Origin of the sequence: Nocardioides pymetrozini (assembly GCF_046058985.1) — a bacterium.
Classification (GTDB): Bacteria; Actinomycetota; Actinomycetes; order Propionibacteriales; family Nocardioidaceae; genus Nocardioides.
Map to the genome: position 1 here is coordinate 1,584,116 of NZ_CP175556.1, position 22,732 is coordinate 1,606,847.

22 protein-coding genes are annotated in these 22,732 nt (G+C 72.3%); 21 read left to right on the forward strand and 1 reads right to left on the reverse strand.

The features are described from left to right. The first annotated feature begins 4 nt into the window (after positions 1–4). The 21 genes from thrC (at position 5) to ACJ5H2_RS07820 (ending at position 19,525) form a co-directional block, all read left to right on the forward strand. A complete protein-coding gene (gene thrC / locus ACJ5H2_RS07720) occupies positions 5–1,084 on the forward strand; it encodes a threonine synthase (RefSeq protein ID WP_408898987.1) in 1,080 nt (359 codons plus the stop codon). Between the two features lie 11 nt (positions 1,085–1,095). Continuing rightward, a complete protein-coding gene (gene thrB, locus ACJ5H2_RS07725; protein WP_408898988.1) occupies positions 1,096–2,010 on the forward strand; it encodes a homoserine kinase in 915 nt (304 codons plus the stop codon). Positions 2,011–2,235: 225 nt separating this feature from the next. Continuing rightward, positions 2,236–4,233: a transcription termination factor Rho gene (gene rho, locus ACJ5H2_RS07730; protein ID WP_408898989.1), complete on the forward strand. Its 1,998-nt coding sequence runs from the start codon at positions 2,236–2,238 to the stop codon at positions 4,231–4,233. A gap of 112 nt (positions 4,234–4,345) precedes the next feature. Beyond that, positions 4,346–4,561 carry a 50S ribosomal protein L31 gene (rpmE, locus tag ACJ5H2_RS07735; protein WP_408898990.1) on the forward strand — a complete coding sequence of 72 codons (216 nt, stop codon included), beginning with the start codon at positions 4,346–4,348 and terminating at the stop codon, positions 4,559–4,561. Positions 4,562–4,723: 162 nt separating this feature from the next. Further along, the gene (prfA, locus tag ACJ5H2_RS07740; protein ID WP_408898991.1) at positions 4,724–5,797 is read left to right on the forward strand and encodes a peptide chain release factor 1; all 1,074 of its coding nucleotides are present in this window, start codon (positions 4,724–4,726) and stop codon (positions 5,795–5,797) included. A 7-nt stretch (positions 5,798–5,804) separates the two neighbouring features. Further along, positions 5,805–6,701 (forward strand): peptide chain release factor N(5)-glutamine methyltransferase, encoded by an 897-nt coding sequence (gene prmC, locus ACJ5H2_RS07745; RefSeq protein WP_408898992.1) that lies wholly within the window; start codon positions 5,805–5,807, stop codon positions 6,699–6,701. Next, entirely contained in the window at positions 6,698–7,426 is a 729-nt protein-coding gene (locus ACJ5H2_RS07750; RefSeq protein ID WP_408898993.1) for an L-threonylcarbamoyladenylate synthase, read from the forward strand. The genes prmC and ACJ5H2_RS07750 overlap by 4 nt, the downstream gene beginning before the upstream one ends. After that, on the forward strand, positions 7,419–8,591 hold the full coding sequence (locus ACJ5H2_RS07755) for a glycosyltransferase family 4 protein (protein ID WP_408898994.1): 1,173 nt from the start codon (positions 7,419–7,421) through the stop codon (positions 8,589–8,591). The genes ACJ5H2_RS07750 and ACJ5H2_RS07755 overlap by 8 nt, the downstream gene beginning before the upstream one ends. A 73-nt stretch (positions 8,592–8,664) precedes the next feature. After that, a complete protein-coding gene (locus ACJ5H2_RS07760) occupies positions 8,665–9,111 on the forward strand; it encodes a hypothetical protein (protein ID WP_408898995.1) in 447 nt (148 codons plus the stop codon). Positions 9,112–9,141: 30 nt separating this feature from the next. After that, a complete protein-coding gene (locus tag ACJ5H2_RS07765; protein ID WP_408898996.1) occupies positions 9,142–9,387 on the forward strand; it encodes a hypothetical protein in 246 nt (81 codons plus the stop codon). A 16-nt stretch (positions 9,388–9,403) separates the two neighbouring features. Next, positions 9,404–10,210, forward strand: a complete 807-nt coding sequence (gene atpB, locus ACJ5H2_RS07770; protein WP_408898997.1) for a F0F1 ATP synthase subunit A — start codon at positions 9,404–9,406, stop codon at positions 10,208–10,210. A 76-nt stretch (positions 10,211–10,286) separates the two neighbouring features. After that, on the forward strand, positions 10,287–10,514 hold the full coding sequence (gene atpE / locus ACJ5H2_RS07775) for an ATP synthase F0 subunit C (RefSeq protein ID WP_408898998.1): 228 nt from the start codon (positions 10,287–10,289) through the stop codon (positions 10,512–10,514). Positions 10,515–10,573: 59 nt separating this feature from the next. Then, complete coding sequence (locus tag ACJ5H2_RS07780; protein WP_408898999.1) at positions 10,574–11,137, forward strand: F0F1 ATP synthase subunit B; 564 nt, start codon at positions 10,574–10,576, stop codon at positions 11,135–11,137. Beyond that, positions 11,137–11,943 (forward strand): F0F1 ATP synthase subunit delta, encoded by an 807-nt coding sequence (locus ACJ5H2_RS07785; RefSeq protein ID WP_408899000.1) that lies wholly within the window; start codon positions 11,137–11,139, stop codon positions 11,941–11,943. The genes ACJ5H2_RS07780 and ACJ5H2_RS07785 overlap by 1 nt, the downstream gene beginning before the upstream one ends. A gap of 50 nt (positions 11,944–11,993) precedes the next feature. After that, positions 11,994–13,631, forward strand: coding sequence for a F0F1 ATP synthase subunit alpha (gene atpA, locus ACJ5H2_RS07790; RefSeq protein WP_408899001.1), 1,638 nt, complete (start codon positions 11,994–11,996; stop codon positions 13,629–13,631). A gap of 3 nt (positions 13,632–13,634) precedes the next feature. Next, a complete protein-coding gene (locus ACJ5H2_RS07795) occupies positions 13,635–14,549 on the forward strand; it encodes a F0F1 ATP synthase subunit gamma (RefSeq protein ID WP_408899002.1) in 915 nt (304 codons plus the stop codon). 33 nt (positions 14,550–14,582) lie between these two features. Continuing rightward, positions 14,583–16,037 carry a F0F1 ATP synthase subunit beta gene (gene atpD / locus ACJ5H2_RS07800; RefSeq protein WP_408899003.1) on the forward strand — a complete coding sequence of 485 codons (1,455 nt, stop codon included), beginning with the start codon at positions 14,583–14,585 and terminating at the stop codon, positions 16,035–16,037. 2 nt (positions 16,038–16,039) lie between these two features. Beyond that, the gene (locus ACJ5H2_RS07805; protein WP_408899004.1) at positions 16,040–16,447 is read left to right on the forward strand and encodes a F0F1 ATP synthase subunit epsilon; all 408 of its coding nucleotides are present in this window, start codon (positions 16,040–16,042) and stop codon (positions 16,445–16,447) included. Positions 16,448–16,465: 18 nt separating this feature from the next. Beyond that, positions 16,466–16,912 carry a DUF2550 domain-containing protein gene (locus ACJ5H2_RS07810; RefSeq protein ID WP_408899005.1) on the forward strand — a complete coding sequence of 149 codons (447 nt, stop codon included), beginning with the start codon at positions 16,466–16,468 and terminating at the stop codon, positions 16,910–16,912. 96 nt (positions 16,913–17,008) lie between these two features. After that, a complete protein-coding gene (locus ACJ5H2_RS07815; RefSeq protein WP_408899006.1) occupies positions 17,009–18,115 on the forward strand; it encodes an alanine racemase in 1,107 nt (368 codons plus the stop codon). A 9-nt stretch (positions 18,116–18,124) separates the two neighbouring features. Then, positions 18,125–19,525 (forward strand): MFS transporter, encoded by a 1,401-nt coding sequence (locus ACJ5H2_RS07820; RefSeq protein WP_408899007.1) that lies wholly within the window; start codon positions 18,125–18,127, stop codon positions 19,523–19,525. On the opposite strand, the gene ACJ5H2_RS07825 is transcribed toward ACJ5H2_RS07820, so the two are convergent. Beyond that, positions 19,526–22,693 carry an SNF2-related protein gene (locus ACJ5H2_RS07825; protein ID WP_408899008.1) on the reverse strand — a complete coding sequence of 1,056 codons (3,168 nt, stop codon included), beginning with the start codon at positions 22,691–22,693 and terminating at the stop codon, positions 19,526–19,528. Positions 22,694–22,732 lie beyond the last annotated feature (39 nt).

Consider the following 22,732-nt stretch of genomic DNA (forward strand, 5'->3'; position numbering starts at 1 on the left):
CAGTGTGAGCAGGCGGGCCGCCGCGACGAGCAGCCAGTGGCGCGGCGTCATCGAGGAGTACCGCGAGCTCCTCGACATCCCGCAGGACACCCCCGCGGTCACCCTCCGCGAGGGGGGCACCCCGCTGGTGCACTCCGGGTGGCTCTCCGGCCTGACCGGCGCCGAGGTGTGGCTCAAGGTCGAGGGCAACAACCCGACCGGGTCCTTCAAGGACCGGGGCATGACCACGGCGCTCTCCGTCGCTGTCCACGAGGGCGCCCGCGCCGTGGTGTGCGCGTCGACCGGCAACACCTCCGCGTCGATGGCGGCCTACGCCGCTAAGGCCGGCGTCACGCCGATCGTGCTCGTGCCCGAGGGCAAGATCGCCGCGGGCAAGATGGCCCAGGCCGTGCTCCACGGCTCGCAGGTGATCCAGGTCCGCGGCAACTTCGACGACTGTCTGCGCATGGCGCGCGAGATGGCCTGGAAGTATCCCGTGGCGCTGGTCAACTCGGTCAACCCCGCCCGGCTCGAGGGCCAGAAGACCGCCGCCTTCGAGATCGTCGACTTCCTCGGCGACGCCCCGGACTACCACCTGCTGCCGGTCGGCAACGCCGGCAACATCTCGGCGTACTGGCTGGGCTACACGCAGTACGCCGGCCTCGGCCGCGCCTCCCGCACGCCGGTCATGCGCGGCTTCCAGGCCGAGGGCGCGGCGCCGCTGGTCACCGGCGAGCCGTTCCCCGACCCGGAGACCCGCGCCACCGCCATCCGGATCGGCAACCCCGCGTCGTGGAAGCTCGCCGAGGCCGCGCGCGACGAGTCCGGCGGGCGCTTCGCGGCCGTCTCCGACGCCCAGATCCTCGCCGCGCAGAAGAGCCTCGCCGCCAACGACGGCGTCTTCGTCGAGCCCGCCTCGGCCGCCGGCGTCGCCGGCCTCCTCGCGGAGCTGGCGGCAGGGGAGTCCTACGCCGGCACGACCGTCGCCGTCACCGTCACCGGTCACGGTCTCAAGGACATCGCCACGGCCCTCGACGGGCTGGCGCTGCCCGACGTCGTCGTGGACGCCGACGTCGACGCCGCCGCCCACGCCGCCGGTCTGTGAGCTCGGGCTCGATGACCTTCGTGGAGGGCCCGGTGCGGGTCCGCGTGCCGGCGACGTCGGCCAACCTCGGCCCCGGCTTCGACACCCTGGGCCTCGCGCTCGACCTGCACGACCGTCTCGAGGCGGAGGTGACCGCCGGGGGCCTGACCGTCGAGGTGAGCGGGTACGGCGAGGGTGAGGTGCCGCTCGACGAGCGCCACCTGGTCGTCCGGGCCATGCGGGCGACCTTCGACCGCCTCGGCAAGCAGCCCGACGGCCTACGGCTCTCGTGCACCAACGTCATCCCGCACGCGCGCGGGCTCGGGTCCTCGTCGGCGGCGATCGTCGCCGGCGTGTGGCTGGCCCGCGAGCTCGTGGCGGGTGGACGGCTGCTGCTGGACGACGACGCCCTGCTCGACCTCGCGGCGCGGCTGGAGGGACATCCCGACAATGTGGCGCCCGCACTCCTCGGCGGCTTCGTGATCTCCGGCCAGGACGCCGATGGCTCGTTCTGGGCCGTGCCCTGCGGGGTCGACCCGCGGGTGGGAGCGGTCGTCTACGTGCCGACCACTCCGGTCGCGACCGAGGCGGCGCGGGGGCTGCTGCCGGCCGCCGTACCCCACGCCGACGCGGCAGCCAACGCCGGGCGCGCGGCGCTCCTGGTCGCCGCCCTGTCGGGGCGCCCCGAGGAGCTCCTGCGGGCGACCGAGGACCGCCTGCACCAGGAGTACCGGCGCCCCGCCATGCCCGCGAGCCTGGCGCTCGTGGAGGCGCTGCGCGGCGACGGCGTACCGGCGGTGATCTCCGGCGCGGGGCCGACCGTCCTGGCGTTCACCGACGGTCCCGGCTCCGCGACGACGGCGAGCCTGCTCGCGCGCTGCCCCGACGGGTGGGGCGCGCACGCGCTCGCCGTCGACGGGACCGGCGCTGCGCCGGACGGGACCTGAGGCGCAGGCCGACGCCCCGATCGGCGGGAGCGGCCGTGAGCCCCGCCACCCCGGTGGTACATTGACGCAGCGCCGCAGCTCTCGGCGCCCGGTGGGCATCATCGCCCGCCCCTCTTTCCAGGTCCGCGTCGACCTCTCGGCCGGACGGACCTTCGCAGAACCAGACCAGTGCGCGTTCCGCGTCGTTCGGATCCGGAACCCGCGTGATCCGTGGGAAGGACTCACGTGACCGAAACTCCCGAATCCACCGCGCCCGCCTCGGCAGCCCCGAAGAAGCGCACCGGTGGACTCAACGCCATGCTGCTCGCCGACCTGAAGGCGATGGCCAACGGCATGGGCATCGCCGGCGCCGGCTCGATGAAGAAGGCCGCGCTCATCGACGCGATCAAGGCCGCGCAGGCCGGGCCGGCCCGCCCCGCGCCGGCCGACGCGCCTCAGGCGGAGTCGACGCAGGACCGGAAGCCGGAGCAGGCGCAGCAGCAGCCGGAGCAGCCGTCGGACCGGGGCTCCGAGCAGGGCGCCGGGCCGGCGACCGAGCAGCGGGCGCGTACGGCGGACGGGTCCTCGCAGCCCAAGCGGGACCGCGCCAAGGGCGGCGGCCAGCGCCAGAAGCAGGACGGCCAGAAGCAGGACGGCCAGAAGCAGGACGGCCAGAAGCAGGACGGCCAGAAGCAGGACGGCCAGAAGCAGGACGGCCAGGGCAAGCAGGACGGCCAGGGCAAGCAGGACGGCCAGGGCAAGCAGGACGGCCAGGGCAAGCAGGACGGCCAGGGCAAGCAGGACGGCCAGGGCAAGCAGGACGGCCAGGGCAAGCAGGACGGCCAGGGCAAGCAGGACGGCCAGGGCAAGCAGGACGGCCAGGGCAAGCAGGACGGCCAGGGCAAGCAGGACGGCCAGGGCAAGCAGGGCCGCCAGGACCGGCAGCAGGACCGGCAGCAGGACCGGCAGCAGGACCAGCCGAAGCCCGACGCGGCCCGCGACCAGGACGACGCGGACGACGACGGCGAGGGCGAGGGCGGCAGCCGCCGCAACCGGCGGCGCCGCGGTCGGGACCGCGACCGGTCCGGCCGGACCAGTCGCGAGCCCGACACCGAGGTCCGCGAGGACGACGTGCTCGTGCCCGCCGCGGGCATCCTCGACGTCCTCGACAACTACGCGTTCGTGCGGACCGGGGGCTATCTCGCCGGGCCGGACGACGTCTACCTGTCCTTGTCGATGGTGCGCAAGTACGGTCTGCGCCGCGGCGACGCGATCACCGGCCAGGTCCGCCAGCCGCGTGACGGCGAGCGGCGGGAGAAGTTCAACCCGATGGTCCGCATCGAGTCGGTCAACGGGGTCGACCCCGAGCAGGCGAGGAACCGAGTCGAGTTCACCCAGCTGACCCCCGTGTCGCCGACCGAGCGGCTCCGCCTGGAGACCGGGCCGGACGACCTGACCGGCCGGCTGATCGACATGGCCGCCCCGGTGGGCAAGGGCCAGCGCGGGCTCATCGTGTCGCCGGCGCGCGCCGGCAAGACCACGCTGCTGCAGTCGGTGGCCAACGCCATCACGGCCAACAACCCGGAGTGCCACCTCATGGTCGTCCTCGTCGACGAGCGCCCGGAGGAGGTCACCGACTTCGAGCGCTCGATCAAGGGCGAGGTCATCGCCAGCACCTTCGACCGCCCGGCCGTCGACCACACGACGGTGGCCGAGCTGGCCGTCGAGCGCGCGAAGCGCCTGGTCGAGCTGGGCCACGACGTCGTCATCCTCCTCGACGGGCTGACCCGCCTGGGCCGGGCGTACAACCTGGCGGCCCCGGCCAGCGGCCGGATCCTCTCCGGAGGCGTCGACTCTTCGGCGCTCTTCCCGCCGAAGCGGTTCTTCGGCGCGGCGCGCAACATCGAGAACGGCGGCTCGCTGACGATCCTCGCGACCGCGGTGGTCGACTCCGGCTCGCGGGTCGACGAGGTGATCTTCGAGGAGCTGCGCGGCACCGAGAACCTCGAGCTGCGGCTGCGCAGCGACTTCGCGGAGAAGCAGCTCTTCCCGGCGATCGACGTCGTCGCCTCGGCGACCCGCCGCGAGGAGCTGCTGCTGGGCAAGGAGGAGCTGGAGATCGTCTGGAAGCTGCGGCGCGAGCTCGCGGAGGGCGACCGTGCCCAGGCCCACGCGGCGCTCCTGCAGCGGTTGCGGAATACCCGCACCAACTACGAGCTTCTGCTCAAGGTCCAGCGCGACTGAGAGGCCGCACCGGGCATTTGGGCGGGTGCCCCTGCCCCCGTAGAATCGTCTGTTGGCTCCGGTTCACGTCCCGCAACCCGCGTGGCGACCCGGACCCCCGTGAGAGGACACCATGAAGAAGGACATCCACCCCGAGTACGTCGCGACCCAGGTGACCTGCACCTGCGGCGCCAGCTTCACCACCCGCAGCACCGCGACGTCCGGCACGATCCACGCCGACGTGTGCTCGCAGTGCCACCCGTTCTACACCGGCAAGCAGAAGATCCTCGACACCGGCGGCCGCGTCGCCCGCTTCGAGGCCCGCTACGCCAAGGCTGCCAAGAAGTAGCTGCCTCCGAGCGCCGGTCCGCCCCGTCGGGGTGGACCGGCGCTCGTCATTTCTCCACCCTTCTTGACCGCTTTCCGTGCTTCTTGACCGTCGCAGAGGTCAGGAAGCGCCGGAGTCGCCGCTGAAGCGGTGACTCCCGCACCGAGCCCACCAGGAGCCCCCGTGTTCGAAGCCGTCGAGGGCATGCTCGCCGAGCACGCCGAGCTCGAGTCCCGGCTGGCGCTGCCGGAGACCCATGCCGACGCCCGGCTGGCGCGCACGCTCAACCGCCGGTACGCCGAGCTCAACGCGGTCATCGCGGCCTGGCGGGAGTGGCGACGGTACGGCGACGACGCGGAGGCCGCCCGGGAGCTGGCGGCCGACGACCCGGCGTTCGCGGAGGAGGTGGACAGCCTGCTCGCGGCGCGCGAGGAGACCGCCGAGCGCCTGCGCCGGCTGCTGGTCCCGCGGGACCCGGCCGACGACAAGGACGTCCTGCTCGAGGTGAAGTCGGGCGAGGGCGGGGAGGAGAGCGCGCTCTTCGCCGGCGACCTGCTCCGGATGTACAGCCGCTACGCGGAGCGCCGCGGCTGGAAGACCGAGATCCTCGACGCCACCGAGTCCGACCTGGGCGGCTACAAGTCGGTGACGGTCGCGGTCAAGGCGACGGGCGCGACCGAGCCGGGCCAGGCGCCGTACGCGTTGCTGAAGTTCGAGGGCGGCGTGCACCGGGTGCAGCGGGTGCCGGTCACCGAGTCCCAGGGGCGCATCCACACCAGCGCCGCGGGTGTCCTCGTGATGCCCGAGGCGGAGCAGGTCGACGTGGAGATCAACGAGAACGACCTGCGCATCGACGTCTTCCGCTCCTCCGGACCGGGCGGGCAGAGCGTCAACACGACCGACTCCGCGGTCCGGATCACCCACCTGCCGACCGGCATCGTGGTCAGCTGCCAGAACGAGAAGTCGCAGCTGCAGAACAAGGAGCAGGCGATGCGCATCCTGCGCGCTCGTCTGCTCCAGGCCGCCCAGGAGGCCGCCGAGGCCGAGGCCAGCGACGCGCGACGCAGCCAGGTCCGCACGGTGGACCGCTCGGAGCGGATCCGCACCTACAACTTCCCGGAGAACCGGATCTCCGACCACCGCACCGGCTACAAGGCCTACAACCTCGACCACGTGCTGGACGGTGACCTCCAGCCGGTTCTCGACTCCTGCGTGGACGCCGACATGGCCGCCCGCCTCGCCGCGCTCGAGGACTGAGGCGGCGATGACCGAGCCCCGCCCGCTGCTGCGCGCGGCCGCCGACCGGCTCCGCGCCGTCGGCGTGGCCAGTCCGGAGTACGACGCCGGCGAGCTGCTCGCCCACGTCCTCGGCACCACGCGAGGACAGCTCCTCCTCCTCGGCGACATCGGGCCCGAGCAGGTGCGGCGCTACGACGGCCTGGTGGCCCGGCGCGCGGCCCGGGAGCCGCTGCAGCATCTGCTCGGCGCCGCCTGGTTCCGTCATGTCGAGGTCGCGGTGGGTCCCGGGGTGTTCGTCCCGCGCCCGGAGACCGAGCTCCTCGCCGGGTGGGCCGTCGACCAGGCGGCGGCGGTCGCGGCGACGGGCCGCACCCCGGTCGTGGTCGACCTGTGCACCGGGTCGGGCGTGATCGCGAAGAGCATCGCCCACGAGGTGCCGGCCGCGCGGGTGCACGCCGTCGAGCTCGACCCGCCCGCCCACGCCTGGGCGGAGCGCAACCTCGCCGGGACGGGCGTCGAGCTGCGGCTGGGCGACCTCGCTACCGCGTTCGAGGACCTGGTGGGCGAGGTCGACGTCCTGGTCAGCAACCCGCCCTACGTGCCGCTCGAGGCGTGGGAGTCGGTGGCGGTCGAGGCACGCGACCACGACCCGCACCTCGCCCTGTTCTCCGGCGACGACGGGCTCGACGCGATCCGCGTGATCGCCCGTCGCGGCCTGGTCCTGCTCAAGCCCGGGGGCGTGGTGGGCGTGGAGCACGCCGACGCGCAGGGGGAGTCGGCGCCGGCGGTGTTCAGCGCCGTCGGGCGCTGGGCGGAGGTGCGCGACCACCGCGACCTCGCCGGCCGCCCCCGCTTCGTGACGGCACGCCGCGCGCACCCGGACCCGGAGTCGCCGGCGTCGGTGGGAGGATGGGACGCGTGAGTGCCGAGCGGTTCCCGACCGAGACCGACGAGGAGCGCGAGGCGGCGCTGGACGCGGCCAGCCGAGCTGTCCGCCTGGGCCGCCTGGTCGTGCTCCCGACCGACACCGTCTACGGCGTCGGTGCGGACGCCTTCGACCCCGACGCCGTCGCCCGCCTGCTGGCCGCGAAGGGCCGGGGCCGCGAGATGCCGCCGCCCGTGCTGGTGGGCACGAAGGGCACGCTCGAGGCGCTCGCGACGCGGGTGCCGTCGTACGTCGCCCCGCTCGTCGAGCGGTTCTGGCCCGGCGCGCTCACCCTCGTGTGCCACCAGCAGCCGTCCCTGCAGTGGGACCTGGGGGAGACCCGGGGGACCGTGGCGATCCGGATGCCCGACCACGCCGTGGCGCGCGAGCTGCTCGACCGCACCGGCCCGCTCGCGGTCAGCTCGGCCAACCTCTCCGGCCAGCCGGCCGCCCTCGACGCGGACGACGCCATCGCGATGCTGGGGGAGTCGGTGGCCGTCGTCGTCGACGCCGGCGCCTCCCCGGGTGGCGTGGCGTCGACGATCGTCGACGCCACCACCGACCGTCCGCGGCTGCTGCGCCTCGGCGCGATCCCCGTCGCGGACCTGGACGCCGCCCTGGCCGAGCTCGGTGTGACGGTCGAGGTCGGTCCCGACGACCAGTCCGACCAGTTCGACCGGGAGCCCGACCGGGAACAGGAGGCCGGCTCCGCCGATGCGTGAGTACCTCGTCGTCTTCCTCGTCGCCGCGATCGTCACCCACCTGCTGACGGTCGTCGCCCGGGAGATCGCGATCCGTACGGGCGCCGTGGCGAAGGTCCGCGACCGCGACGTCCACGCCGAGCCGATCCCGTATCTCGGCGGACTCGCCATGCTCGGCGGGCTGTGGGCGGCCTATCTCGTCGCCCAGCAGCTGCCCTTCCTGAGCACCCGCAACCCCTTCTCGGGCGACGCGCTGTCGGTGCTCGTGGCTGGCACCCTGGTCTGCGCGGTGGGCGTGGTCGACGACATCCTCGACCTGGACGCGCTCACCAAGTTCGGCGGCCAGGTGCTCGCCGTGGGCGTGCTCGTCTACTCCGGCATCCAGTTCAAGTACTTCTACCAGTCGACGGGCGAGGTGTTCGCGCTCGACCCCGGCCAGGGCGCCCTGCTGACGGCCTTCGTCGTCCTGGCCACCGTCAACGCGGTCAACTTCATCGACGGCCTCGACGGCCTCGCCGCCGGGGTCATCGGCATCAGTGCGGCGGCCTTCTTCCTCTTCTGCTACGCGCTGGCCTATCTCAACGACCTCACGCTGGCGACGACCGGCGCGCTGCTCGCCGCGGCGCTCACGGGGGCCTGCGTCGGCTTCCTGATCCACAACTTCCACCCCGCGCGGCTCTTCATGGGCGACAGCGGGTCCATGCTCATCGGGCTGGTCCTGTCGGCGACCGCGATCACGATCACCACCCAGTTCCCGCCGGGCGACCTGGTCGAGGGCGCCGACGGGGCACGGGCCAGCCTCCTGCCGGTGCTGCTGCCCTTCGCGCTGCCGATCCTGATCCTGATCGTGCCGCTCGCGGACCTCGTCCTCGCCGTCGTACGCCGGACGCGGGCCGGGCGCTCGCCGTTCGCACCCGACAAGCAGCATCTGCACCACCGCCTGTTGGAGATCGGCCACTCGCACCGGCGGGCGGTGATCATCATGTGGCTGTGGGCGGGCCTGATCGCCTTCGGCGTGGTCCTGGCCAGCGTGTTCACCGGCCCCGTCGTGTGGGGGGCGCTCGGCGTCAGCCTGCTCGTCACCGTCGCGCTCACCTTCGCGCTGCCGCACGTCAACGACCCGGGGGAGATCGGCGCCCTGGAGCCCGAGACGACCCCCGATTCGGAGCCGTCCGGGACTTTGTGATAACTTTCACGAACTCCCGGAGAGCAGTCTCCGAGACCCCCGCCCAGGACGCACCCGAGCAGGACGGCCGCCGATGATGACGACCGAGACCCGGACCCACCGAGTGGTGGTGCGCGCGGCCCTGGTGGCCGCCGCGGCCGCGGTGCTGCTCGTCGGTCTCGCCGCCCTTGCCGGCGGGTCCGCCGCCGCCGCGGGGGCCGCCGTTGGGGGAGCGATCGCCGTCGGGGTGTTCGCCTTCGGCGCCTTCGCCGTCGACGCCGTCTCCCGGCTGATGCCGGCCGCCTCGCTGCTCTTCGCGATGGTCACCTACACCTTCCAGGTGGTGGTGATGGCGCTCGTCTTCGTCGGCATCAACCGCTCCGGACTGCTCGACGACGAGCTCGACCGGAACTGGCTCGGCGGGGCGATCATCCTGGGTGCCGTGGTCTGGATGGCGGTGCAGGTCCGCCTGGCGACGACGGCCCGGATCCCGGCCTTCGAGCCCCGCCCGTCCACCCCGTCCGAGGGCGGTGCGCGATGACCTGGAGCTGCTGCTATTGTCCGGGGCGCAATGAGTCAGCCCGAGGAGAAGCCCAAGGGCGATCCGTGGCATGCGTTCGGCTACATCACCGCCGGGGTCGCGTTCTACGGGCTGCTCGGATGGCTCGCGGACCGGTGGCTCGACACCCGCTTCCTGGTCGCGGTCGGCATCCTCGTCGGTGCCACCTTGGGGATCTACATGACCGCCGCACGGTTCCGCCCGGAGCCACCAGAACCGCCCGACAGCCCGACGCCCGACAGTTCGACCGAGCAGTGAACGCAGAGGAGACCTGGTGACCATCGCAGCCAGCGCCACCATCGCCGCCGAGGGTGGGGAGGGGTTCCACGCTCCCGGGCCGAGCATCTTCGACCTGCCGCCCGTCTTCGAGATCGGCAGCCTCGGCGTCACCAAGCCGATGCTGCAGCTGGTCATCGCCGCCGCGCTGGTGTTCACCTTCCTGTACGTCGCCGCGAAGCAGCGCTCCCTCGTCCCCGGCAAGCTGCAGTTCGCCGGCGAGGGCGCCTACGGCTTCGTCCGCAACAGCGTGGCCCGCGACATCATCGGCAGCCACGACTTCCAGAAGTTCGTGCCCTACCTGGTCACGCTCTTCTTCTTCATCCTGGTCAACAACCTCTTCGCGAGCATCCCGTTCTTCCAGTTCCCGACGTTCAGCCGCGCGGGCATGGCCTACGCGCTGGCCGGTCTGTCGTGGCTGATCTACAACGGCGTCGGCATGCGGAAGCACGGCGTCCTCGGCTATCTCAAGCTGCAGAGCGTCCCCTCCGGCGTGAGCCCGGCGATGTACCCCCTGCTGGTGCCGCTGGAGTTCTTCTCCAACATCCTGGTCCGCCCGGTCACGCTCGCCCTGCGTCTGTTCTGCAACATGTTCGCCGGGCACATCCTGCTGGTCCTGTTCGCGACCGGCGGTCTCTACCTCATCGAGCACGTCGGTGGCGTCGGGTACGTCGCGGGGCCGCTGGCCTGGGTGCTCGCGATCCTGGTGAGCTTCCTCGAGATCCTGGTGCAGTTCCTGCAGGCCTACGTGTTCGTCCTGCTGAACGCGATGTACATCCAGGGCGCGCTCGCCGACGAGCACTGATCCCGCACCAGACCAGCACCACCGTTCGACCAACCACAGTTCTCACACGAGAAAACAACCCGAAAGGAAAGTAGCCATGGGTGGCTCTCTCAACATGATCGGTTACGGCCTGGCCGCCATCGGCCCGGGTATCGGCATCGGTCTCATCTTCGCCGCGTACATCAACGGCGTCGCCCGCCAGCCCGAGGCGCAGAGCCGCCTCCAGTCGATCGCGATCCTCGGCTTCGCGCTCGCCGAGGCGCTCGCCATCATCGGTATCGCCCTGGCCTTCGTGCTCACCGGCGCGAGCACCAGCGGCAACTGACGTTCGTCGTCGGACGCCCAGAGCTCAACCACCACGCTCGACCCAGATAGGTCAGGTCCATGAAATCACTGGTGATCCTCGCCGCCGCGGAGGGGGAGGAGCACAACCCGCTCGTCCCGCTGTGGGAGGAGGTGGCGATCGCCCTCGTGGTGTTCGGCATCCTCTTCTTCGCCATCAAGAAGTTCGTCGTCCCGAACTTCGAGAAGACGTTCGCCGAGCGCTCCCAGGCGATCGAGGGCGGCATCGCTGCGGCTGAGTCGAAGCAGGCTGAGGCGGACGCCAAGCTCGCCGAGCTCGAGAAGCAGCTCGCCGACGCCCGTCACGAGGCCGCGCGCATCCGTGAGGAGGCGCGCGAGCAGGGTGCGGCCATCGTGGCCGAGATGCGGGAGCAGGCCCAGGCCGAGTCCGCCCGCATCCTCGAGCACGGCAAGGCGCAGATCGAGGCCGAGCGCCAGCAGGCGGTCACCTCGCTCCGTGCCGAGGTCGGCACGCTCGCGACCGGCCTCGCCGGGCGCATCGTGGGCGAGTCGCTCGAGGACGACGCCCGTCAGTCGCGGGTCATCGAGCGCTTCCTCGCGGAGCTGGAGACGGCCGACGCCTCCGATGCAGGCAAGGACGCCTGATGGTGTCCTTCCGCGGCGCCTCCGCCGACGCCATGGCTGCCCTCACCGACCAGGTCGGTGGGGTGGCCGAGGCGTCCGCCTCGGTGGTGGCCGACGAGCTGTTCGGCGCGGCCCGCACGGTCCGGTCCGAGGCGGCCCTGCGCCGCGTCGTGACGGACCAGTCGGTCCCGGCCGAGGCGCGGGCCGGCCTCGTCGGCGACCTCTTCGCCGGCAAGGTCGACGCGACCACGCTGGGCCTGCTGCGCGATGCGGCCGGCCGGCGCTGGACCCGTCCGCGCGACCTCGCCGACGCCCTCGAGCAGCTCGGCGTCGTCGCCGCCGTGCGCTCGGTCGGCCTCCAGGCCGGCACCCTGGTCGACGAGCTGTTCGGGGTGCGCCAGCTGGTCACGGCCAACAGCGACCTGCGCAACGTCCTCTCCGACCCGGTGCGCTCGGACGCCGACAAGAGCGCCCTCGTCGACACCCTGCTCGCGGGCAAGGTGCTGCCGACCACCCTCCAGCTGGTCAAGCAGGCGCTGTCCGGGTCCTACCGGACCGTCGTCGCCGCGCTCGAGGACTATGAGCGCACGGCGGCACAGGTGCAGGGGGAGCGCGTGGCCACCGTCCACGTCGCCCGCCCGCTCGCCGAGGCGGACCAGCAGCGCCTCGCCTCCGCACTGACGCGCCAGTACGGCCGCCCGGTGCACCTCAACATCGTCGTCGACGCCGACGTGCTCGGCGGGGTCCGGGTCGAGATCGGCGATGACGTCATCGACGGCACCGTCCTGAGCCGCCTGGACGACGCCCGCCGCAAGATCGCCGGCTGACCGGCTCCCCACCAGACACCCACGCAGCAGAGAAGAGAGAAGGCACAGAGATGACGGAGCTGTCCATCCGTCCGGACGAGATCCGCGACGCCCTCGCCAAGTACGTCGCGGACTTCAAGCCCGCGGCCTCCAGCAAGGAAGAGGTCGGCACCGTCGCCTCCGCCGGCGACGGCATCGCCCGGGTGTCGGGTCTCCCGTCGGCCATGGCCAACGAGCTCCTCGAGTTCGAGGACGGCACGCTCGGCCTCGCGCTGAACCTGGAGGACCGCGAGATCGGTGTGGTCGTCCTCGGTGACTTCGACAAGATCGAGGAGGGCCAGACGGTCCGCCGCACCGGCGAGATCCTCTCGGTCCCGGTCGGCGAGGGCTACCTCGGCCGCGTGGTCGACCCGCTCGGCAAGCCGATCGACGGCCTGGGCGAGATCGCCACCGAGGGCCGCCGCGCCCTCGAGCTCCAGGCTCCCGGCGTGATGGCCCGCAAGTCGGTCCACGAGCCGCTCGCCACCGGCATCAAGGCCATCGACTCGATGACCCCGATCGGCCGCGGCCAGCGCCAGCTGATCATCGGCGACCGCGCGACCGGCAAGACGACGGTCGCCATCGACACGATCATCAACCAGAAGCAGAACTGGGAGTCGGGCGACCCGGCCAAGCAGGTTCGCTGCATCTACGTCGCCATCGGTCAGAAGGGCTCGACGATCGCCTCCGTGCGGGGCGCCCTCGAGGAGGCCGGCGCGCTGGAGTACACCACGATCGTGGCCGCGCCGGCGTCGGACAGCGCGGGCTTCAAGTACCTCGCCCCCTACACCGGCTCGGCCATCGGCCAGCACTGGATGTACCAGGGCAAGCACGTCCTCATCGTCTTCGACGACCTGACCAAGCAGGCCGAGGCCTACCGCGCCGTGTCGCTCCTGCTGCGCCGCCCGCCGGGCCGCGAGGCGTACCCCGGTGACGTCTTCTACCTGCACTCCCGCCTGCTCGAGCGCTGCGCCAAGCTCTCCGACGAGCTCGGCGCCGGATCGATGACCGGCCTGCCGATCATCGAGACCAAGGCCAACGACGTCTCGGCGTTCATCCCGACCAACGTCATCTCGATCACCGACGGCCAGATCTTCCTGCAGTCGGACCTGTTCGCGGCCAACCAGCGCCCGGCCATCGACGTCGGCATCTCGGTCTCCCGCGTCGGCGGCGCCGCGATGACGAAGGCGATGAAGGCCGTCACCGGCTCGCTCAAGGTCGACCTCGCGCAGTACCGCGCGATGGAGGCCTTCGCGATGTTCGCCTCCGACCTCGACGCCGCGTCGAAGCAGCAGTTGGCTCGCGGCCAGCGCCTGATGGCGCTGCTCAAGCAGCCGGCCTACTCGCCGTACCCGCTCGAGGAGATGACCGTCTCCCTGTGGCTGGGCACGTCGGGCCGTCTCGACGCCGTCGACACCGGTGACGTCCTCCGCTTCGAGAGCGAGTTCCTCGACTACCTGCGCCGCTCGCACGAGGGCCTGCTGGCCGCGATCCGCGAGACGCAGAAGTTCGAGGACGAGGACGGCCTGGCCGCGGCGTACGACTCCTTCCTGAACCAGTTCGAGACCTCCGAGGGTGGCAGCATCAAGGTCGGGCACGAGCCCGAGGCCGAGGCGCTGGCGGACGACGAGCTCGAGCAGGAGCAGATCGTCAAGCAGAAGCGGGGCTGACGCATGGCCGTATCGCTGCGTGAGTACCGCGCGCGGATCAAGTCGACGGAGTCGATGAAGAAGATCACGCGCGCCATGGAGCTCATCGCTGCGTCCCGGATCATCAAGGCGCAGCAGCGGGCACAGGCGGCAGCGCCGTACGCCCGGGAGCTGACCCGCGCCGTGTCGGCGGTGGCGACGTTCTCGAACGTCGACCACCCGCTGACCCGGGAGGAGGAGAACCCCAAGCGCGCCGCGGTGCTGGTCATCACCAGCGACCGCGGGCTCGCCGGCGCCTACTCCTCGAGCGTCATCAAGGAGACCGAGCGGCTCGCCGAGCGGCTGCGGGCCGAGGGCAAGGAGCTCGACTTCTACCTCGCCGGGCGCAAGGCGGAGGCGTACTTCAAGTTCCGCGGTCGCCCGTTCGTGCAGGCATGGACCGGCTTCTCCGACCAGCCGACCTACGACAAGGCGGCCGAGATCGGCTCCGCCCTGATCGAGGCGTTCTTGAAGGAGCAGGGCGAGGAGGGTGACGTGGACGAGGTCCACGTGGTCTACACCCGCTTCCGCTCGATGCTGACCCAGGAGCCGACGGCGATCCGCCTGCTGCCGCTCGAGGTCGTGGAGGGCGAGGAGGCGCCGGACGGCGACGAGCTGCTGCCGCTGTACGAGTTCGAGCCGTCGGCCGAGCAGGTCCTCGACGGGCTGCTGCCGCAGTACGTCCAGAGCCGGATCTTCTACAGCCTGCTGCAGGCGGCCGCCTCCGAGCTCGCCGCGCGCCAGAAGGCGATGAAGGCCGCGACGGACAATGCCGAGGAGCTCATCAAGAAGCTCACCCGGATCGCCAACCAGGCGCGCCAGGCGGGCATCACCCAGGAGATCAGCGAGATCGTCGGCGGCGTGAACGCGCTCGCCGACGCCCAGGCTGCGAACGACTGACCCCACCAGAGAAAACACCAAACGGAGTAAGACATGACTGCAACGGTTGAAGAGACCACCGCCAGCGGTGCGGCCTCGGTGGGTCGGATCGCTCGGGTCATCGGCCCGGTCGTGGACATCGAGTTCCCGACCGACGCCATGCCGGAGATCTACAACAAGCTCGAGGCCGAGATCACCCTCGACGGCGAGACCTCGGTCCTGCCGCTCGAGGTGGCCCAGCACATCGGCGACGGCATGGTCCGCGCCATCTCGCTGAAGCCCACCGACGGCCTGGTCCGCGGCCAGACCGTGACCAACACCGGCGAGCCGATCACGGTCCCCGTCGGCGATGTCACCCTCGGCAAGGTCTTCAACGCCACCGGTGACTTCCTCAACCTCGCCGAGGGCGAGCAGGTGGAGGTCACCGAGCGTTGGGGCATCCACCGCAAGGCGCCGGCCTTCGACCAGCTGGAGTCGAAGACCCAGATGTTCGAGACCGGCATCAAGGTCATCGACCTGCTCACGCCGTACGTCACCGGTGGAAAGATCGGCCTGTTCGGTGGCGCCGGCGTCGGCAAGACCGTGCTCATCCAGGAGATGATCGCCCGCGTCGCCAAGAACCACGGTGGTGTGTCGGTGTTCGCCGGAGTCGGCGAGCGCACCCGTGAGGGCAACGACCTGATCGAGGAGATGAAGGACGCGGGCGTCTTCGACAAGGTCGCCCTCGTCTTCGGCCAGATGGACGAGCCGCCGGGCACGCGCCTGCGCGTCGCGCTCTCCGCGCTGACGATGGCGGAGTACTTCCGCGACGTCCAGAACCAGGACGTGCTGCTGTTCATCGACAACATCTTCCGGTTCACCCAGGCCGGCTCGGAGGTCTCCACGCTGCTCGGCCGCATGCCGTCGGCGGTGGGCTACCAGCCCAACCTGGCCGACGAGATGGGCGTGCTGCAGGAGCGGATCACCTCGACGCGTGGTCGCTCGATCACCTCGATGCAGGCGATCTACGTCCCCGCCGACGACTACACCGACCCGGCACCGGCGACGACCTTCGCGCACCTCGACGCCACGACGGAGCTCTCCCGCGAGATCGCGTCGCTGGGCATCTACCCGGCGGTGGACCCGCTGACCTCGACCTCGCGGATCCTCGACCCGCAGTACATCGGTCAGGCGCACTACGACTGCGCGATCCGCGTCAAGCAGATCCTGCAGCGCAACAAGGAGCTGCAGGACATCATCGCGATCCTCGGTGTCGACGAGCTCTCCGAGGAGGACAAGATCATCGTCTCCCGGGCCCGTCGCATCCAGCGGTTCCTGTCGCAGAACACCTACGTCGCCAAGCAGTTCACCGGCATCGAGGGCTCGACGGTTCCCGTGGCCGACACCATCGAGGCGTTCAACAAGATCGCCGACGGTGAGTACGACCACGTCGCCGAGCAGGCGTTCTTCATGTGCGGCGGTCTCGACGACGTCGAGCGCAACTGGGCCGAGATCCAGAAGAGCCTCTGATCATGGCGGACACGACGGTCGAGCACCTGCACGTGGAGCTCGTCGCTGCCGACCGGACCGTGTGGTCCGGCGAGGCGGCGATGATCATCGCGCGCACGCTCGAGGGTGACATCGGCGTGCTGCGCGGTCACGCGCCCACGCTGTCGCTGCTGTCGGCGTCGGTGGTCGAGATCCAGGTCGCGGGCACCAACCAGCTCGTGGTCGCGGCGGTCGACGGGGGCTTCCTGTCGGTCGCCAACGACCGGGTCTCGATCCTCGCCGAGCGGGTCGAGCGTGCCGAGGACATCGAGGTGTCCCAGGCGCGCATCGACCTCGAGGAGGCCCGGCGCCTGCTCGACTCGAGCAACGAGGCCGAGCAGCGGGTCCGGCACGCCGAGGCGCGGATCCGCGCCGCGGAGATGGTCTCGTAGAAGGTCACTGATACGCAGATGGCATGGTGGGAGTGGCTGCTCGACATCTGTGGCGCGCTCCTGCTCCTGTGTGTGCTGTACGGCGCCGGACTCATCGTCCGGCGCCGTCTGCTCTCCCGGCACGGTGGGACCTTCGAGCTCAGCTGCCGCCTGGAGAGCTCGACCGCGGGCCGGGGTTGGGTGCTCGGCCTGGGGCGCTACTCGGGGGAGACCCTGGAGTGGTTCCGCATCTTCACGCTCTCGCCCCGCCCGAAGCGGTCCTGGAGCCGGGCGGAGCTGTCGTACGACGGCCGCCGCCAGCCGGCCGGGACCGAGCAGGCCTCGCTGTACCCTGACCACCTGGTGATCCGATGCCAGTCTCCGGAGGGCGTCGTGGAGCTGGCGATGAGCGTCTCCTCCCTCACCGGCTTCCAGGCGTGGCTGGAGGCCAAGCCGCCCGGCGCCGACTGGAACTCGGTCCGCTGACGCCCGCGTGGGCGAGGGTGGGCTCCGGCTGCCCTGCGTAGGCTTGCCGGGGATGCGCCCGGCGTCGGCGCGGAGGGTCGACTCACGGAGGTCGGGGTGCTGGGGAGCGAGCTGAGGGACGTCGACACGCCGGCGGTCGTGATCGACCGGGACGTCCTCGACCGGAACATCGCGCGGATGGCGGAGACGGTCGGGGCGAGCGGGCTGCGCCTGCGCCCGCACGTGAAGACGCACAAGGTCCCGCAGATCGCCCGGCTGCAGCTGGCTGCCGGTGCCTGCGGTCTGACGGTGGCCACGATCGGCGAGGCCGAGGTGTTCGTCGAGCACGGCGCGACGGACGTGCTGATCGCGTACCCCCTGTGGGTGGGAGCCCGTCAGGCGGACCGCCTGCGCAGGCTCGCGGGCTCCGCCCGGCTCGCGGTCGGCGTCGACTCTGCCGAGGGTGCGCGGGCCATGGGCGGCAGCCTGGGCCGCGACGCCGGGATGCTCGAGGTCCTCGTCGAGGTCGACAGCGGCCACCATCGCAGCGGTGTCGCCGCAGCGAGCGTGGTCGATGTCGCCCGGGCGGCCGCGGACGCGGGGCTGCGGGTCGCCGGGGTGTTCACCTTCCCCGGTCACGGCTATGCCCCGGGGATGCCGCTCGCCGCGGCGGCCCAGGAGGCCCGTGCGCTGGACGTGGCCGTGTCTCGGCTGCGCGCGGCCGGCTTCGAGGCGGGCTGGGTCAGCGGTGGGTCGACCCCCACGGCTCTCCTGACGGAGACCGACTCGGCGCTCACCGAGGTCCGCCCGGGCGTGTACGTCTTCGGCGACGCCCAACAGCTCGAGCTGGACCGCTGCGGATGGGAGGATCTCGCGCTGACCGTCGCGGCGAGCGTGGTGAGCCGCCACCCGGGGAACGCGGACATCCCCCGCCGCGTCGTGCTCGACTCCGGCAGCAAGGTGCTCGGCAGCGACCGGCCGGCGTGGACGACGGGCTTCGGTCGCGTCCGGGAATGCCCCGGCGCACGGGTCACGGCGCTCTCGGAGCACCACGCGACGCTCGCATGGCCCGAGGACGCCGAGCTGCCGGCGCTGGGCGCCCGTCTTCACGTCGTCCCCAACCACGTCTGCCTCACCATGAACCTCGTCGACGAGGTGGTGGTGGTCCGCGACGGCCGGGTCGTCGACCGGTGGGCCGTCGCCGCGCGTGGGCGCAACAGCTAGGGGACCACCGTGGACCCGACCTGCGCCGAGGTGCGAAGCGGCTCGCGTGCCGGACGGGCCGTGCTCGCCGCGGCCGTGCTCGGCTCGTCCCTCGCACTGCTGGACAGCACCGTCGTCAACGTCGCCCTGCGCCGCATCGGCGAGGACCTCGATGCCAGCCTGGGACAGCTCCAGTGGGTCGCGAACGGCTATCTGCTGAGCCTCGCGTCGCTCACCCTGCTCGGCGGGCCGCTGGGCGACCGGTTCGGCCGGCGCCGGATCTTCATGCTCGGGGTGCTCGGCTTCGCGCTCACGTCGGTGGCGTGCGGCGTCGCGCCGACGGCGCCGTCGCTGATCCTCGCCCGGGTCGCGCAGGGCGTGACGGCGGCGCTGCTCGTGCCCGGCAGCCTGGCCATGATCCAGGGCACCTTCGCGCCCGCCGACCGCGGCCGCGCGATCGGCACCTGGTCCGGGCTGGGCGGCGTGGCGGCGGCCATCGGGCCCTTCCTCGGGGGCTGGCTGGTGCAGGCGGTGAGCTGGCGGTGGGTGTTCCTCATCAACCTGCCGGTCGCGGTCGTGACGCTCCTGGTCGCCCGCCGGGTGCCCGAGACGCGGGACCCGCAGTCCGTCCCGGGCTTCGACGCCGCCGGGGCGGTGCTCGGCGCGCTCGCCCTCGGTGGGCTCACCTACGCCCTGATCGAGTGGCGGACCGCGCCGGGCCTGGCGGTGCCGGCGCTCGCGGTCGGCCTGGTCTGCGGGGCGGCCTTCTGGGCGAACGAGCACCGGCGCGCCCACCCGATGCTGCCGCCCTCCCTGTTCGCCTCACGCCAGTTCAGCGCGGCGAACGCGATGACCCTGTTGACCTACGCCGCACTCGGGGGAGTGCTGTTCTTCCTCGTCCTGCAGCTCCAGACCGTCGCCGGGTACGACGCCCTCCAGGCCGGGCTCGCCACGCTGCCGATCACCGCGGTGATGTTGCTGCTCGCCGGCCGCGCCGGGGCGCTGGCCGGCCGCATCGGTCCGCGGCTGCCGATGACGGTGGGCCCCGTGCTCTGCGCGCTCGGGGTGCTGCTCCTGCGCCGGGTCGACGCCGACCCGGCGTACTGGACGGACGTCGCCGTGCCCCTCACGGTCTTCGGGCTGGGGCTGGCCGCTCTCGTGGCGCCGCTGACCGCGGCGGTCCTCGCCGCCGTACCCGACCACCACGCGGGGGTCGCCTCGGGGGTGAACAACGCGGTCGCGCGGGCCGGCTCCCTGCTGGCGGTCGCGGCCCTGCCCCTCATGGTGGGCCTGGCCGGCGCCGACTACCAGCGGCCCGAGGTGTTCGCCGACGGCTACCGCGCGGCGATGGCGTGGTGTGCGGCCCTGCTCGTCGCAGGCGGCGCGCTGTCCTGGCTGCTGATCCGCAACCCGGGCGCCGAGGCGCGCTGATCAGTCCTCGAACAGCCCGCGGATGTCCTCGGCGCCGATGGAGGTGCTCATCGCCCCGTCGCCGTCGATGACCTGGGCGAAGAGCTCGGCCTTGCGCGCCTTGAGCTCCATCACCTTCTCCTCGATCGTGTCGGTGGCGACCAGGCGGTAGACGTGGACGTGGCGCGACTGGCCGATCCGGTGCGCGCGGTCCACGGCCTGCGCCTCCGCGGCGGGGTTCCACCACGGGTCCAGCACGAAGACGTAGTCGGCCTCGGTCAGGGTGAGCCCGGTGCCGCCCGCCTTCAGCGAGATCAGGAAGACCGGCGCCGCTCCGGAGCGGAAGCGGTCGATGACCGCGGCGCGGTCGCGGGTGGAGCCGTCGAGGTAGGTGGTGGGGATCTCGGCGTCGTCGAGGCGTGAGCGCACCCGCGTGAGGAAGGACGTGAACTGGCTGAAGACCAGGGCCCGGTGGCCCTCGGCCGTGATCTCGCGGAGGTGCTCGACGAGGACGTCGAGCTTGGCCGAGCCGACGCGCTCGTGCTCGTCGTCGACGAGGGCGGGGTCGAGCGCGAGCTGCCGCAGCCTGGTCAGCGCGCTGAAGATGGCGACGCGGTTGCGGTCGAAGTCCTCGACCAGGCCCAGGATCCGCTGACGCTCCCGCGCCAGGTGGGTGTCGTAGATCTTGCGGTGGGCGGGTGCCAGGTCGACCTGCAGGACCTGCTCCTGCTTGGGCGGCAGGTCGTCGGCGACCAGCTCCTTGGTGCGCCGCAGCAGGAAGGGCTTGATCCGGGCGCGGAAGCGGTCGAGCACGGCCTGGTCGCCGTCGCGCTCGACCGGGCGCACCACGCGGTCGTGGAAGGTGCGCGGCCAGGGGTAGAGGCCGGGCACCGTGACCGAGAGCAGCGACCACAGCTCCATCAGCCGGTTCTCGAAGGGCGTGCCGGTGACCGCCAGCTTGAAGGGCGCCTCGAGGCTGCGCACGGCCTGGTAGGTCTTGCTCTGGTGGTTCTTGGCCTGCTGCGCCTCGTCCAGCACGATGCCCGACCACGCGACGCCGGCGTACTCCTCGTGGCCCAGGCGCAGCAGGGTGTAGGTGGTGACGACGATGTCGTGGTCGCGCGCGAGCGCCGCGACGTCGTCGGTACGACGCGCCGCCACCCCGACGCGCAGGCCCGGCGCGTGCCGCCCGGCCTCGGTGGCCCACGCGGTCACGACGCTGGTCGGGGCCACGACCAGGAAGGGCGCGTCCAGCGGCCGCTCGGCGCGGGCGTGGGCCACCAGGGCGAGGACCTGGAGCGTCTTGCCGAGCCCCATGTCGTCGGCGAGGATGCCGCCGAGGCCGTGCTGCCACAGGAACGCGAGCCACCAGAACCCCTCGCGCTGGTAGCTGCGGAGGTCGGTGGCGAGGCCACGGGGCTCGGGGCGGGGGATGTCGGTGAGATCGCGCAGCGCCTGGGCCCGCTCCACCCACGCGGCGACCTGGGCGTCGACGAGGCCGGTCTCGGCGAGCTGCGCCCACAGCCCCAGGTCGTGGTGGCCGATGCCGATCCGGTCGCCGTCGCGCTCGCGCAGCTCACCGGCGGCGGTGACGACCTCGCGCAACCGGTCGAACTCCGGGCGGTCGGTGGTGACGTAGAGGCCGCTCGGGAGGACGAGGAACTCCAGGTCGAGGGTCAGCGCCGCGAGCACGTCGGGCAGGGGGATCTGCTCGCCGGCGACGGTGACCGTGACGGCGAGGTCGAGCCAGTCGGTGGCCGCGGGGTCGGGCTCGGCGAGGTCGAACCGGATCTCAGGGCCGACGTCCGCCTCGCGGAAGTCGGGGCGCTGCTCCTCGACCACCCGGACCCCGGGGATCTCCCGCAGATGTGGCAGGTCGTGGATGGCCAGCGCGAGGGCGTCGCCGTCGGTCACGGTGGACAGGTGGAGGAGCGCCTGCGGCACGGTGGCGAGCAGGGCCTGCTCCGCGGCCTGGTCGCGGACACCGCCGAGCGAGTCGCGGCTCGTCAGCACGCAGCTTCGGTCGGCGTCGGCGCCGTACTGCCAGCGCCACGCCAGCCCCGCCTTGGTCGAGCTGTGCCACGAGACCGTCAGCACGAGCGTGGGGGCCAGAGGCTCGGGAAGCTCGAGCGCGGAGCCGTCGGCACGGACCGGGACCAGGCGCATCAGGCCGGGCAGCGTCTCGCGGAAGTCGGCGAGGTCGGCGGGCGGCACCAGGATCGGCGGCCCGTCGACCAGATGGCGCAGCGCGGGCGGGACGGGCGCGGTCGTCGCGGCGACCACGAGACCCCCCGTGTCGTCGAGCAGGCCGACCACGGAGGCTGGCGAGCCGACCAGCACGACCGTCTCGCCGCGCCAGGTCCGCTCGCCGAGGGTGACCGCCGCGCGCATCGTCGTACCGCCCTCGACGTCGCCGATCTCGGCGACCACCTCGGCGGGCTCGTCGGAGATCTCCACCGAGGTCAGCGGGCGGGCGGGGAGCAGCTGGACGCCGGCGTCGCGGGCGTTGCGCAGCGCCCGGACCACCTGGTCGCCGAACTCGTCGAGGGAGGGCGCGACGCCGGCGGAGTAGAAGCCGCGGTGGCCGGCCCACTGCGTGTGCAGGGCCGCCAGCGCGTCGGCCTGGCGGGGCACGAAGCCGGGGCGGCCGGCGGCGATGTCGCTCCACTCGGCGCCGGACTTGATCCACGGCTTGCTCTTGCCCCGGCGCAGCGGCCGGACCCGCAGCGTCGGCCCGGGGGACCGGTAGCCGCGCCCCTCGTCCAGCGAGATCTCCAAGGCGAGCGGCACCTCCTCGCGCAGCTGCGGCCGCTGGCGCTCCAGCTCGCCCACCAGGCGCTCGAGCGAGCGGCGCCAGGCCGCCTCGCCGGCCGGCTGGGTGAAGGTGCGGCGCAGGGTCAGGGCGAGCGCGGCGCCGTGCTTGCACACCGAGCGCACGGGGCAGGTGCAGACCGTGAACAGCCAGCCCGCATAGCCGTCGTGGGGCGCCTCGGCGTGCAGCTGGACCTGGTACGGCGTCTCGCGGGTGCCGAGGACGTCGGCGGTCGCGGTCACCGAGGCCGCGGACAGCAGGCCGATCTCCGGACGCCGCACGCCCCCGTCCGCGACGATCCCCCGGGCGCGCTCGAGCGTCTGGGCGTCGAAGTGGCGCGCCAGGAAGTCGTCGGTGAGCTCGGCCAGGACGTTCACGGTCCGCTCATCGTGGCACGCCGGGCCGACGGACCCGGC

Excerpts from the sequence above, each read along its gene's own strand:
- ACJ5H2_RS07765 (WP_408898996.1), top strand. The coding sequence starts at position 9,142 with ATGAGTCAGCCCGAGGAGAAGCCCAAGGGCGATCCGTGGCATGCGTTC.
- ACJ5H2_RS07755 (WP_408898994.1), top strand. The coding sequence starts at position 7,419 with ATGCGTGAGTACCTCGTCGTCTTCCTCGTCGCCGCGATCGTCACCCAC.
- ACJ5H2_RS07795 (WP_408899002.1), top strand. The coding sequence starts at position 13,635 with ATGGCCGTATCGCTGCGTGAGTACCGCGCGCGGATCAAGTCGACGGAG.
- thrB (WP_408898988.1), top strand. The coding sequence starts at position 1,096 with ATGACCTTCGTGGAGGGCCCGGTGCGGGTCCGCGTGCCGGCGACGTCG.
- atpE (WP_408898998.1), top strand. The coding sequence starts at position 10,287 with ATGGGTGGCTCTCTCAACATGATCGGTTACGGCCTGGCCGCCATCGGC.
- ACJ5H2_RS07785 (WP_408899000.1), top strand. The coding sequence starts at position 11,137 with ATGGTGTCCTTCCGCGGCGCCTCCGCCGACGCCATGGCTGCCCTCACC.
- ACJ5H2_RS07810 (WP_408899005.1), top strand. The coding sequence starts at position 16,466 with ATGGCATGGTGGGAGTGGCTGCTCGACATCTGTGGCGCGCTCCTGCTC.
- rpmE (WP_408898990.1), top strand. The coding sequence starts at position 4,346 with ATGAAGAAGGACATCCACCCCGAGTACGTCGCGACCCAGGTGACCTGC.
- ACJ5H2_RS07805 (WP_408899004.1), top strand. The coding sequence starts at position 16,040 with ATGGCGGACACGACGGTCGAGCACCTGCACGTGGAGCTCGTCGCTGCC.
- atpD (WP_408899003.1), top strand. The coding sequence starts at position 14,583 with ATGACTGCAACGGTTGAAGAGACCACCGCCAGCGGTGCGGCCTCGGTG.
- atpA (WP_408899001.1), top strand. The coding sequence starts at position 11,994 with ATGACGGAGCTGTCCATCCGTCCGGACGAGATCCGCGACGCCCTCGCC.
- prmC (WP_408898992.1), top strand. The coding sequence starts at position 5,805 with ATGACCGAGCCCCGCCCGCTGCTGCGCGCGGCCGCCGACCGGCTCCGC.
- ACJ5H2_RS07760 (WP_408898995.1), top strand. The coding sequence starts at position 8,665 with ATGATGACGACCGAGACCCGGACCCACCGAGTGGTGGTGCGCGCGGCC.
- ACJ5H2_RS07780 (WP_408898999.1), top strand. The coding sequence starts at position 10,574 with ATGAAATCACTGGTGATCCTCGCCGCCGCGGAGGGGGAGGAGCACAAC.